The sequence below is a fragment of the Pseudoalteromonas sp. PS5 genome (assembly GCF_004103255.1).
Lineage (GTDB): Bacteria > Pseudomonadota > Gammaproteobacteria > Enterobacterales > Alteromonadaceae > Pseudoalteromonas > Pseudoalteromonas peptidolytica.
Genome location: NZ_RCSQ01000010.1, coordinates 34,517 through 49,126, shown reverse-complemented (window position 1 = coordinate 49,126; position 14,610 = coordinate 34,517). Strand labels below are relative to the sequence as shown.

Below are 14,610 nucleotides of genomic sequence, written 5' to 3'. Positions count from 1 at the left end.
TCGTTAGCAAGCGTTTTCAATTAGCCATGTGCTGCTATAAACATCGGAGATCCTCGGAGTAATCTATGTCTGCCATTACCATTACAGACTACCTTGCGCGCCATGCCGAAGCTCAACCTGAGCAACTTGCGTTAGTATGTGTCGAACGCAAAGCAACCACACAGTGGAGTTATCAAGCATTACTAGACAAGGTAATGTCTCTTGCAGGTCACTTTCAACATCATGCAAAGATAGGCGACAGAGCGCTAATCTTGATGGAAACCGGCATTGAATATGTAGCCAGCTTTTTAGCGTGCCAATACTGTGGGATCACCGCTATTCCCAGTTTTCCTCCAGAGTCAACAAAACCACAACACCTAGCGCGAACAATAGGGATTGCTAAAGACGCCAGTGCGACTTTGATCCTGACCACATCACGTTTTAGCGACACGGTGCAAGCGCTGACATCACAAACTCCCGATGCTTCTATGTTGAGTGTTGATACGCTTGCGCCATTTGATGGCAAAGCCGAGCGCGCTGACGTTGCACCAAGTGACATTGCTTTTTTGCAATATACCTCAGGCTCTACTGCTGCTCCGAAAGGTGTTATGGTCAGCCATGAAAACTTGATTGCCAATGAGCGCGTTATTTGCGAGCGAATGGCCACAACCGCTGATGACGTCATGATTAGTTGGTTGCCGCTGTTTCATGATATGGGACTAATTGGCGGCCTGCTACAGCCACTCTTTGTTGGTTATCCGCTGGTATTGACGTCACCTCGTTACTTTATGGAACGACCAGTGAGGTGGTTGCAGTTACTGAGTCAGTACAAAGGAACGATTTCTGGCGGGCCTGACTTTTCATTTCGCTTATGCTTAGAGCGCATCAAACCACAGGTAATGGAAACGTTAGATCTTAGTCATTGGCGGGTTGCTTTTTCAGGCGCTGAGCCTATCCGGCATGACACCTTGATTGATTTTGCAGAGTGCTTTGCTGTATGTGGGTTGGACAAGCAAGCCATTTACCCTTGCTACGGTCTTGCCGAGGGTACCCTGATGGTGACAGGTAGTCACGCAGGACAGGGGGCATATGTTGCTGCATTTGATAGCGAAGCACTGGCAGCAGGAAAAGCAACTGAGGTGCCGAGCCAGGATTGGCGAAATACCGCGCAATACCGCCATCAGGTTGGATGTGGTGTGGTTGCCAGCGAGCATTTTTTGCGTATTAGCGACCCGCATACACAGCAGCGTCTTGATGATGGTGAAATTGGCGAAATATGGACCGCAGGCCCAAGCATCGCTGTAGGGTATTGGCAAAATGAAGCTGCGACACAGGCAACATTTGTAGAATTGGACGGTAAGCGTTGGTTAAGAACCGGTGATGTCGGTTACATCTATGATGGTCAGTTGTTTATTTCTGGACGAGAAAAAGACCTGATCATTATGAATGGTCACAACGTTTATCCGCAAGATATAGAAAGGATCATTGAGGCGGAACTAAACTTTGTACGCAAAGGTCGAGTCTCAGCGTTTCCGGTACCCAGTGCCCAAACGGGTGAAGGGATCGGTCTTGCGATTGAAACCAGTAATAGTTACCGCAACTCAGTTGCGGCTGAACACACCGCAGAAGTTATCAGAAACTTTGTAAGTACCCAATTCGGACATAGTCCCGAGTTAGTGCTGTTACTAGATCAAGGCACGTTACCGAAAACCTCCAGTGGCAAACTACAACGTAGTGCCTGTCTCAAACTGTATCAACGTGAACGGTTGGTACCGTATGGGGCATTTGATAGCGAAGCGCTGCGCAATCTCACTATGGCGGAGTGTGGCACTGAAAAGTGGTCTGATTTTGAATTGACCATTGCCCAACTGTGGCAGCAAGTGCTCAACTATCCAGTCACAAGCGATAAAGCAAACTTTTTCTCGTTGGGCGGGAACTCACTCAAAGCGGTGCGCTTAATTGCTGCGATACAAACCCAGTTTGATTGTCAATTAGACACCACTTGTTTGTTCACCGCACCAGAATTTGGTGCATTTTGCGAGTTCGTAAAACAAAACAAAGCGCAACTCAGCACGCAAATACAATTGCAGCCGTCTCAACAAACAGATTATCCATTGAGTGCTCAGCAGCAACGGCAACTATTCCTTTGGCAATTACAGCCAGACAGTAATGCCTATCATATTGGTGCAAAAACTACGTTAACCGGCGCCTTGTCCAATGCGCATATTCAGCAGGCATGTAGTACAGTATTTGAACGCCATCCTATCTTGCGACAGCAATTTATTAAAAGTCGTGATGGTATGTGGCGACAGTCAGCGTCTTCTCTTGACATGGTTTGGTGTGAAGAAGATTTATCACTGTGCATGCAAGATATACAGTCGCAGTGGATAGCAAAGTGGTATCGCACACCTTTCGCACTTGCAGAGGGAGAGTGCTTCAGAGTAGCACTGATAAAAGTTGCGCCACAGCAGCATAGATTACTGATTGCAATGCACCATATCGTTGGTGATGCGTGGTCATTTGAACTGCTACTTAAACAAATCGCTGAGGCTTATCAAGCTTTGGAAGACGGGGTGGAGACAGCGCAAGCACTCCCGTTATTGCAATATGGTGATTTCGCTCAGTGGCAGCAAGATTGGCTTGAAAGCGCAGAAGCTTTGCAGCAAAAAGCATACTGGCTGGCTCAGTTGTCAGGTGATGGGGATGAGGAACTTATTACACCGCAGTATGGCAATAGCTTAGCAGAGCCTGCGTCGGCGCTACTTGGCGAACGAGTCGAGTATCGTCAGGTGCAGCAACTTCAGGCTTTCGCTCATCAACAAGGTGCCAGTTTGTATATGCTGTTGTTGGCGTCCTTGCAAGTCACGTTTTATCGCCTATACGCCAAGGCCAAGCCAAGAATTGGCGTCCCGATTGCAAACCGTCGTAGTGCCGCTACTCAAGAAATGTTGGGCTTTTTTGTCAACACCCAAGTGATCAGTGCACATATTCAGCCTGCGATGTCATTCACTGAAGTGCTAGCACAGGTTAAACAGCGTGCCCTTGAGGCGCAGCAACATCAAGACTATCCGTTTGAAAAGTTAGTTGAAGTGCTAAACCCAGAGCGCCAATTGGGGAAAAACCCATTATTCCAGTTCATGCTGAACCATGTGGAATACCAAGCGAACCCATGGGGTGCATGTACATCACTGCGTGCTGAAGGTGTAGAGGCACTCAATCAGCAAGCGCAGTTTGACTTTAGTGTAGACTCAAAATTGTTTGATGACGGTCACCTTGATATCGAGCTGCAATACAACAGTGCGCTATTTTCAGACGCGCAAATGCAGACCTTTATACAAAGTTGGTTGACGGTACTTGAGCATGTTACTCAAGCGCCACAAAAAGCAATCGCGGAGCTGACGACGGTAAAACAGCCTGCTGAGTTATTAGCGTTGGGTCAAGGTAAAGCGAGCGGCGAAGCAACACCTTCGTGGCTGGCACAATTGGCACATCATGCCAACACCAATCCAGACGCAACAGCCATTATTTATCGAGACCAAAATTATAGCTACAGTTGGTTGTGGCAACGGGCACATGCCGTAGCTCGTCAGCTTAATACAGCAGGCCGTGACGAAGAGCTGGTCGTTGGTATTTTGTTACCACGAACACCAGAGATGTTAGCCTGTACCTTAGGGTGTCTGCTTGCCGGCGCGGGTTATTTACCATTAGATGTGAACTTCCCAGATGCTAAATTGGCGTTCATGCTGAAGGATGCAAACTGTGGCAAGCTCATCAGTGATGGTAGCAAAGTCAATATAACTTGTGCGGGTGGCGTTTACACTCCTGCTGAGTTATTTGAGACTTTGGATAGCGATAACAGCAATGAAATTAGCGCTACAAATCCGCATACCGTGGCGTATTTGAACTATACCTCGGGCTCTACGGGCACACCAAAAGGTATCGCGATAGCGCATGACGCATTGGCAAAATATATTGAATCGGCCATCGACTTTATTGGCTTAACAGTGAATGACGTGGTGCTGCAATTTGCAACCGCCAATTTCGATGCCTTTGTTGAGCAGGTATTCCCAACTTGGACTGTCGGCGCAACAGTAGTGCTCAGAGAAGACGCACTGTGGGATGCACAAACCTTGTATCATCAAGCAAAGCGTCATCATATTAGCGTGATGGATCTCAGCGCTGCTTATTGGCGTTCCATTGCTGCATCATGGGCACAGCAAGCTAAGCGTGATGGCGCGCTGGTATTGCCTCACCTACGCCAAGTTCACTCTGGTGGTGAAGCCATGTCTGTTAGCGGCATTGAGGATTGGCGTGCCGCTGGATTAGCCGATGTGAAATTATTAAATACCTATGGACCAACAGAAATAGTGGTTGAAGCCAGTGTGTTTGATTGTCGCACACTTGGCTCATCGACGACTGTACCTGTAGGTACGGCAATTCAGGGGCGGCAGCTTTATGTTTTAGATTCGGCATTACAGTTAGTGCCCCATGGTGAAGTTGGTGAGCTTTACATTGGTGGTGACATTCTTGCTCGCGGATACTGGCAGCAAAGTGCACTTACCGCTTGTAAGTTCATTGCTGATCCATTTAGAGACGATGGTGCTCGCATGTATGCCACGGGCGACTTAGTGCGGTGGCAAGGTGATCAGTTAGCATATATTGGTCGTCGCGATCATCAAGTGAAAATCAGAGGTTTTCGCGTCGAGCTTTCAGAAGTCGAATCACAACTAAGTAAGTTGCCTCAGGTCAATCACGCCGTGGTTCAACTCAGAGAAGGTCAAGGCACTGCCAGTCTCGTCGCATTTGTTGAGGCTGAGCACACTTGTGAGTCTGAATTAAAGCAAGCATTGCAACAGCATTTACCTCATTACATGATCCCAGATGTGATCCAAGTGCTTGATAAGTTGCCGCTTTCTGATAGCGGGAAGTTAGAGCGTCATAAGCTTCCCAACATCGAATCGACACCTGTTGAACCGCTGTTATCACAACAAACAGGAAGTGCACTAGAGCAACAGTTGCTGCAAGTATTTGCGCGCCATCTACAGCGAGATGCCATTGCCATGGAGCAAAACTTCTTTGACTCAGGCGGTCACTCATTGATGTTAATGGCTATCTTCGATGAGCTAAAACAAGATCACCCATCATTAGTCTTAACGGATCTATTCCAATACCCCAGTATTGCCAGCTTAGCGGCTCATTTAACCAGTCAGTCAAGCACCCAAGTTGCGTCGTCAAACGCGCCAAATAGTAAAAAACAAAAGCAAGCCATGAATGCCTTTGCTGCCAAGAAGCGAAAATCAAGAGAAGCATAAACGATGACAGAGCAAACATTTAACCCTTTAGATATTGCCGTGGTAGGTATGGCAGGCCGCTTTCCTGATGCGGATAATGTTGACGCATTATGGCACAACGTTCGTAGTGGCCACTGCGCGATTAACACCCTCACTGATGACGAGCTTGCAGCTGCGGGGGTAAGCGAAGCACAGCGTGAACATGCGGATTATGTGAAGGCTGCTATCCCATTTGCCAATAAAGATCAGTTTGATGCTGAATTTTTTGGTTACACACCAAAAGAAGCAACCCAGTTAGATCCGCAGCAGCGACTATTTTTGCAAACCTGCTGGCATGCGTTAGAGCAGGCAGGCCTAATGGAAGCAGGCCAGTTTACCGGCGTATTTGCAGGATGTGGTGTGCCTGCATATTTGCTGAAACACCTACTTCCCCAGCAGCAAGATAATGATATTACTAGCTTATTGGCGCTCACCAATGGTAATGAAAAAGACGCACTGGCAACTCGAGTAAGTTATGAATTAGATTTAACTGGGCCGGCGGTAACGGTGCAAACTGCTTGCTCAACTTCTTTGGTGGCAGTGCACATGGCCTGCCGCGCGTTGCAAAACTATGAATGTGATAGTGCGCTTGCAGGTGGGGTGTGGCTCAATCTACTAGATGACCAAGGCTACCTTGCCCCAGTAGGTGGAAGTTTATCGACTAGCGGTAAATTGAGCGCGTTTGGTGAGCACGCGGATGGCATTTTAATTGGTAGTGGTAGCGCTGCTGTGGTACTCAAACGTGTTGAGGAAGCCATAGAGGATGGCGACCATATCTTAGCTGTGATCAAAGGCTCGGCGATTAATAATGACGGTAGAGACAAAGTAGGCTACACCGCACCGAGTGTCACAGGGCAGGCGGGTGCAATACGTGCGGCGCTCGAGTTTGCTGATGTTGATCCCCGCTCAATTGGCTACATAGAAACTCACGGGACCGGCACTAAGCTTGGCGATCCTATCGAAGTCGCCGCCTTATCGCAGGCATATCAACACACTGAAAAACAATACTGCGCGCTTGGCTCAATCAAGGCGAATATTGGTCACTTAGACTCAGCGGCTGGCGTAACAGGTTTAATTAAAGCAATACAAGCTTTACGCCATAAAGAGATCCCACCGAGTATCCACAGCACGCCACTCAATAGTAAAATCGACTTTGAGGCGAGTCCTTTTTATTTACCGCAGCAGGTGCAAACGTGGCACAGTGATGTTCCTCGCAGGGCTGCGGTCAGCTCGCTTGGTATGGGTGGAACAAACGCACATGTGATTGTTGAAGAGTATCAAGCGCCCGAGGGTGAAAGGACAAGTGACACCGCGCCTTGGCATATCTTGCCTATATCGGCGGCTAACCCAGACAGTATTAAAAAACAGTGCCAGCAGCTGGCTAAAGTTATAGAGCAGCACCCGCAGCAGCTATCTTTAGTTGCGGCGCAGTTACAACACAAGAAGCGTCGCTTGTCAGCCTGCCATGCCATTGCGGTGAAAGATGCGACTCACGCGCTCGAGATATTAAGTCGTGAGCAGGTTGATTGTACCACCACGAAAGCAGAGCCGGTTGGTTTGTTGTTTTCAGGTCAAGGTTCACAATATGTCACGATGGCACAGCCTTTATATCAGCATATCACTGCTTTTAAAACGCACTTTGATGATGTAATGGCACGCGTGCCAAGTCAGCTCCAGTCAGAGCTACAAGCCGTGTTTTTCCCATCAGATGAGCAGATTTTGGCAGCCAACCAGCTCTTAAATCAAACCCGAGTTACACAACCTGCACTCTTTATTGTGGCGTATGCGATGGCGAAATGTTATCAGACACATGGTGTGCAAATACATGCAATGTTAGGCCACAGCGTTGGCGAATATGTTGCTGCGTGTTTGGCTGGCGTTATGTCGGTAGATGATGCCATTACACTGGTCATCGCACGCGGTGAAGCGCTACAGCAAATGTCAGAAGGGGCGATGTTATCGGTGATGGCAAGTGCGCAGCAAGTACAGACTTATCTGCATTCTGAGTTAGATATTGCCGCGCAAAATAGCCCTCAAAATACGGTGGTGGCAGGGACAAAAGCAGCTATCAAAGCGCTGCAAAGCACCTTAAAAGAGCAGCAAATAAGCTGTACACGTTTACACGTTTCTCACGCATTTCATAGTCACCTGACAGAACCGGTGTTAGCAACCTTTGCAGAGGCACTAGCAAAGGTTGAGCTACATACCCCAACACTGCCATTTGTCTCTAATGTTACCGGAGAGTGGATCACGGCGACTCAGGCAACGTCAACACAGTATTGGCTGGATCATATCCGCAAGCCAGTTAAGTTTGCCCAAGGTGTACAAACGCTAGCGCAATCATGCCCAGTGCTAATAGAAGCAGGCCCTGGCGATACATTGCAAAAACTCAGCATGCAGAATCTTGGTGAGCAAGCACTCGCGCTACACTCGATTGCACATGTAAGAGATCTGAAAGCGGCCATACCTCCTTTTATCAACACGCTTGCGGCACTTTGGCAGCGCGGTCATGAGATTAGCTGGCAGCAAGTCACTGACTATCCAAGTGGTCAAATGATGATCACACCAGAGTATGTATTTGCAGACACGCGTTTTTGGCAAGAGGCACAGCCGTTGCAAGCACAGGTTGTTGGATCGCAAGACACTCCCCCTGAGTTACTTACGCCAATCTGGCAACAAACGCCACCGCTACCAAGCGCAAGCCAAGTGCCGAGCGCAGAGCAATGGCTGGTGATTTGTGATGATAGCCCACTTTGCGGTGTGTTGGTGAATGCACTTCAAGCTCAGCAAGTTACAGTACTTCAACTGTGGCATAGTCGTGATTTTGAGCAGCAGCAGGCGCAAGTATACCGTGGCGATACGCAACAAGCTGAAACCCTAGAAGCGATTGCGGCACAATCTGGCAGTATCGACAGAGTCCTTGATTTAAGATTACTCGGTGATGATGTATTGGCATTTTCGAGCCACTTAGCACTGTTTCAATGGGCAGTGGCTAACAAAACAGCGTTAAGCCTTGTGACCACTGGGCTATTTTCGGTGTTGGGAAATGAAGCTATATCACCGCAAAAAGCGACACTTTTAGGTGCAACGCGGGCATTACGCCACGAAGCATCAGAGTTAGCAATACAAGTACTTGATGTTGATGAAGTGATTGCCAACGCTGCGAACAATAGGCTCAATTCGACGTTACTTCAGCATTTACTTTACGATCAGAGCGTGGAAGTAGCGATCCGTGGTAAAAACGCCTTTAGCTTGTCACAACAGACACTGGCGGAGGTGACAGCAGTGCCAGCTTGCACTGAGCAAGCCGTTAGCTTTATTACCGGCGGCCTAGGTGGTGTAGCCCTTGTTCTTGCCGAGCAACTTGCACAGCAAGGACATAAACTTGCTCTACTCAGTCGCAGAGCAATACCAGATCCAACACAATGGCAGCGACTGGCAGCGAACGCTGACACAGAAGATGAAAGGGCGTTGTTTACGCAGTTGTGTGTATTACAAACCACAGCAGCTGATTTAATGGTATTACAAGGTGATGTTACTGATTTAACCGAGTTGAGCGATGCGGTCTATAAAGCTGAGACCAACTTAGGCAGTATTACGCATGTTGTGCATGCCGCAGGAGTTGCTGGAGGTGGCGTTCTGCCACAGCTAACCGCTGAGCAAGTGACGATGACATTGGCCGCAAAAGTCTCAGGTGCGGACAATTTACTGACCGTATTTGCACAGCACTCGTTAACAAAAATGATACTGTGCTCTTCGCTCGCTTCCGTACTCGGGGCGTTTGCGCAAAGTGACTATTGTGCTGCGAATGCCTATCTTGATGCCGTCACTTATCGCGCGTTACCATTTCCCGTTTGCACTATTAACTGGGATGGGTGGGACAACATAGGCATGGCCGCAGGGCAGCAAGTGGCAAGTGGGCTTGGTTTAAGTCGTGAACAAGGCGCAGCATTATTCAAGCAGGCGCTTACAAGTGATGTTCCACATATTTATGCCGCAGCCATGAGTTGGGCGCAGCGTGAAATCAAACTTCAAGCATTACTTGAGACCCTGAGTAGCGTTGACTCTGCGCAGCCGCTGACGTCACAAGGTAAAGCGCGACCATCTTTGGATGTTGAGTTTGAAGCGCCCGAAAGCGAGCTGGAGCAGCGCCTAGCTAACTTGTGGTGTGAGTCTCTTGGTTATACAGAAGTTGGTATCTTCGATAACTTTTTTGCGTTAGGTGGAGACTCTCTGATAGCGATACAGATGATAGCAAAAGCAAAGCAAATCTTTGCTGTTGAAATCACACCAGCTGCCTTTTTTGAAGATCCCACGATTGATAACTTGGCATTTCTAGTTGAGGAAGCGCTGGTCGCAGAGCTAGAAAATCAATAACTGAAACGGGTGATAATCACCCGTTTTTTATATCTCACCTTATGTAAGCGATTTATTTCACCCTCGAAATTAATTGAAGCGCTACTTCAATTGTTTCTACTACTCAGTAACAAGAAAAGGATAGGTATGAACTCTAATACACTGCTCATTCCATTACTATTATTTGGCTCTGTAGCATGTCAGGCCGACTACTCGTCAATTCAAAGTAATAACAAACAAGACGACAGCAAGCTTAAAGCGAAGATCACGCGTACTGAGTTTGGTATTGCGCATGTTACAGCGCATGATCTGCGCTCTTTGGCTTTTGGTTCCGGCTATGCACAAGCACAAGATCATGCTTGTGTTTTAGCGGATAGTTACTTGCGAGTACGTGGTGAGCGCGCTAAATATTTGGGTGCTGATTTGCATCGTGCGGGCGACAACCGTCATGTAATGTCTGATTACCTGTTTAAGATTGCCGACATTCACCAGCAAGCTAAGTTAGCCTTTCCCCACCTTTCTGAAGATACACAAGCAGCAGCTGAGGGCTTTGCGGCGGGCTTTAACTTGTATCTGGCAGAGGTAGAAGAGGGTAAAGCGAGTTTAGAGCCGACCTGCCAAGGGCAAAACTGGGTGCAACCAATCACCGCAATTGACGTACTTGCCAATATCGCCGCGGCAGGCAGTGGAGCCAGTCTTGGGCAGTTTGCAACGGCTATCTTACAAGCTCATCCTGGACAGGCTAATGAATGGCTGCCAAGTGCAGCGAAGCCAGTCTCACTGACCGCTCCCCTTGCTGCTGTCCAAAGTGCAGATACGCTTGTTACTCAAGGCTCTAATGCTTGGGCAATTGGTGGTGCACTAAGTGATGATGGCAAAGGGTTATTGATGGCAAATCCGCACTTTCCTATGACCGGGCAAATGCGTTTTTGGGCGTATCATGCCAACATTCCAGGTCAGCTAGATGTAATGGGGGCATCATTACTTGGTTTCCCCGCAGCGGTAAATATTGGTTTTAACCATAATATCGCATGGAGCCATACCTATTCAGCCTCAACACAGAGCGTAATTTATCGTTTGACGCTCGATTCAACAGATCCATTAAAATATGTTGTTGACGGCGAAACGAAGCAGATAGCGGTCAAGGATGTCGCAATTGAAGTGCTTAGTGATTCAGGTGAAATATACAGGCTACACAAGCCTGTGTATAAAGCTGAAGGTGGCATGTTGGTCGAAATCCCCAAAGTGTTAGAGTGGAGTGAGCAACATGCCTATGTATTAAAAAATACCAATATAAATAGCTTTGCGGCAATCGATCATTGGTTGGCACTGAATAAAGCGCAAACACTCGCTGAGTTCCAACAAACTTTTAAAGATCACAATGGCTTGATGTTTAATAATGTGATTTATACCGATAAAGACGGACAAACATTTTATATCGATGCTGCCAATGTGCCAGACCTTCCGCCAATTGCATTACAGTATCTCAATGATAACGCGCAGGCGAAGCAGTACTTTGCAAAGTTCAGAGTCCCAGTGCTGCCAGGTGACTCGGCGGCGTATTATTATCAGCAAAGTGTACCGTATGAAGCAAAACCAAAGCTAACACGTACAGATTACGTGCAAAATGCAAATGACTCATATTGGCTCGCCAATGCGAGTGCACCGATAGCTAAAGTTTCTCCACTTTATGGTCAACACAGTGTATTGCAAAGTCGCAGAACACGACACTCCCTAGCTAACGTGAGTCACCCAGTCGGGGCTGATAATAAATTCAGTGCTGATGAAGTGGCGACCATTTTGTTATCGAATACTGCGCTTATAACTCCAATAATTGACGATGTCATTGCCGCTTGTGAGCAAGGTTGGCAACGCAAAACCATCACGATTGATGAGCAATCAATTGCGCTTGCGCCAAGCTGTGCAGCCTTGCAAAAATGGGATGGGCACTTCAATCAAACATCGATTGCGGCGCATCTAGTGCGAGAATTTGTTGCAAGAGTCAATGATAGGGAAGACTTTGAAGTCAGTTTTGATGCGCGAGATCCCGTGAATACGCCGCGCAATATTCGGATTGATGAAGCGTTATTTAAAGAGCTGGCTATCGCGGGTGAAATTATTCGCCATGCGGGCTTTACACTGGAGGCATCGCTTGGAGAGCTACAATTCTTTGAGCAGCACGGGCAGCGTTTTGTGTGGCAGGGTAATATGAACGTTGAGGGCGGGCTGAATGTATTTGCAACGCAAAATCGCCTTGACCAAACGATATTTGCACCTGTGGCAACGCCATCTGTAACAACGCCATACAATAACAGGCCGCTGTGGAGTGGGTTGTCACAACGTGGATACGAGCTCCACTTTGGTTCTAGTTGGATGATGGTTGTGGACTTTGAGCAAACAGGAGTGAAGGCACAGGGTCTGTTAACCTATTCTCAATCACAACATCCAGATGCAGAGAATAGTAACGATCAAACCCGCCATTATAGTGAACAGAATAAGCTGGTGACGTTACCTTTTGAAGCCGCTGACATTGCCACGACGCAAATATCGACAACCGTTATTAAGCAATAACTATTTCGTAAAGACATTAAAAAAGGGGCTGCTAGCCCCTTTTTTGGTCAACCGCTATTAAAAGCGGTATTTTACGCTGAAGTTATACGCGCGAGGTTCACTGTACTTCTTCGGTACGAAGCCGTAAGTATCGTAGAAGCTTTCATCAGTTAAGTTACTGACATTAAGTTTGAAGCTAAGCTGCTTTGAGTAATCATACTTAACATGAGCATTGATCAGGGTCTGGCCGTCTTGCTCTGCACGTACGGCACCACGACGACCACCGGCTGGAAGGCCAAGGTCAACGCCCGGTACGTTAAGAATGTCTACTTTTCTGTCGGTATCCCATGTCGCGTTTAAGCCAAAGCTCCAAGCTTCATAGGTGTACTTAGTGCTGACATTGAGTGTTTGTCTTGGTGCATATAGGTTAATGTCTTCGCCGTTTTCGTCAACGACATCAAAATCACTATAGCCAAGGTTAACTTGCCAGTTATCAGTAATATCCGCATTTAGTTCGATTTCAAAGCCATCAGCTTCTGCACCATCTACAGGGCGATACCTTGCTGGTCTTTGATCCGCATACTCAGGAATAACGACACCAAAGTCTTCTTTTAAGCTATCAAAATAAGCCACGTTTAGGCGTAAACGGTCATCAAGTAGATTCGTTTTCACGCCTACTTCGATATTGCGTGCGGTGATTGGATCAAGTTGCTTTAGGTTTACGTCAACTTTGTCTAGCTGAGGTTCATAAGCATCTGTGTAACTGACATATGTACTAACTTGTTCGTTGATGTCGTAAACAAAGCCTAGGTATAAGCTTTCACCGCTTTCATCTCCTTTATCGCTAGAGAAGCCACTCCACGCAAAGTCACGCTCATTGGTGCGTTCATAATCGAAAAACTTGATACCTGCGACTGCGTGTAGATCATCAGTAAGAACCAATTTACTGCTGATGGCCAAGCTTTGTTCTTTTGTTGTTTTATCCCAATAACCAATAAATTGCTTGTCGGTTGCATTCAAGTGTGAAGCCGGGTGGCGATTATAAATTGACTGAAGTGGATAAAAAACGGTGCGTTTGTTTGCGTCCAACTCTTCATAACGATCATCCGTTGATTCGAAGTCAGCATTGAGATAAGTCACATTGACCTGATGCGAGCGGTCGAATAGATCAAAGCGGCCCACTAAACCTAAAATAAAGTTGGTACCATCTACAGTTTCTACCCAGCGACGATCACCACCTTGTAACCCCAACCCTGTTTGCTTGTCAGGGTTACCACTAAAGTAGGTCATGGTAATGTCAGCTTCTGTTTTGCTGTACTGCGCACCAAAGTTAAGCGCCCAGTCTAAGTTGAGCTGATGCGATAATTTAAAGTGGTAACTTTGATGAGTATTGCCATTGAAGCTATCCGGTGAAGATAGATTGGTTTTTTTGTCAATTTCTACCGATGAGCCATCAGAATAAAAAATAGGTAGTCCCCAAGGTGACAGCTTTAGTTCACTATCTTGGTAATGTACGGTGAATGACGCTTCAGTATCATCAGAAAAATAATGGTGTAGCTGAGTGTAAGCAACGATTTTGTTGCTATTTTCTTTGTCTACAAAGCTGTCTTTATCTTCATAAGCAAGAATAAGGCGGCCAGCAAGCGCTTTATCATCTGTTAACGCACCAGTTGCATCAAGATGCGAGCGCACTTTATTCCAAGAGCCAACCTCAGCACCGACTTCAACAAAACCATCTCTGTCGGGTTGTTTAGTGATCACATTTAAGGTCGCGGATGGCTGTCCTGCTCCAGCCATTAAGCCTGCAGCACCTCTTAGTACTTCTACGCGGTCATAGACAATGGTATCTAAACGACTTTCTTGAGGGCCTGCAATAGAGGTTGGTAAGCCATCTTTTACCAACGCATTGATAAGATAACCGCGAGAGGTAAATTCGGTATTATCACCTGCACCAAACTTATATCGAGAAATACCAGTTGCTTGAACTAAGACATCTTCCAGATCATCAAGCTCAAAATCGTCGATAAAGTCATGGCTTAATACCGTGACAGACTGTGGGGTTTCTTTGATGGTAAGGTCCAAACCTGTTGGGCCTGAGTTACGTTTAATTGGTTGACCAACCACATCAATCCGTTCGATGTTTTTGGTGCTGTTCTGCGTATTGGCTAAAGTAGTAGGTGAGAAGTATATCAGTGACAGCATAAGAGATAATGCTGCTGATTGATGAGCTTTGCTTCGCATGGGTTTTTTCATTCCTGATTTTGTTATTTTGGCCAGTTATGCCATTTTGACTTAATGGTTTATTAAGCAAATTGGTATAAAACGCACTTTTGGCGCGCACCCGTAGGACGAAAAGTCGAAACAAAAATTTAGTAAAAGGAATCATTTTTATTTG

Annotated in this window: 4 protein-coding genes; 3 read left to right on the top strand and 1 reads right to left on the bottom strand. The window is 46.9% G+C overall.

Annotation, left to right across the window (positions count from 1 at the left end):
- Window positions 1–65: 65 nt before the first annotated feature.
- From D9603_RS01545 to D9603_RS01535, 3 genes are all read left to right on the top strand, one after another.
- A complete protein-coding gene (locus D9603_RS01545) occupies window positions 66–5,291 on the top strand; it encodes a non-ribosomal peptide synthetase (RefSeq protein ID WP_128729791.1) in 5,226 nt (1,741 codons plus the stop codon).
- A 3-nt stretch (window positions 5,292–5,294) separates the two neighbouring features.
- Window positions 5,295–9,686, top strand: coding sequence for a type I polyketide synthase (locus D9603_RS01540; RefSeq protein WP_128729790.1), 4,392 nt, complete (start codon window positions 5,295–5,297; stop codon window positions 9,684–9,686).
- Between the two features lie 126 nt (window positions 9,687–9,812).
- The gene (locus D9603_RS01535; RefSeq protein WP_128729789.1) at window positions 9,813–12,236 is read left to right on the top strand and encodes a penicillin acylase family protein; all 2,424 of its coding nucleotides are present in this window, start codon (window positions 9,813–9,815) and stop codon (window positions 12,234–12,236) included.
- Between the two features lie 57 nt (window positions 12,237–12,293).
- On the opposite strand, the gene D9603_RS01530 is transcribed toward D9603_RS01535, so the two are convergent.
- Window positions 12,294–14,456 (bottom strand): TonB-dependent siderophore receptor, encoded by a 2,163-nt coding sequence (locus D9603_RS01530; RefSeq protein WP_128729788.1) that lies wholly within the window; start codon window positions 14,454–14,456, stop codon window positions 12,294–12,296.
- Window positions 14,457–14,610 lie beyond the last annotated feature (154 nt).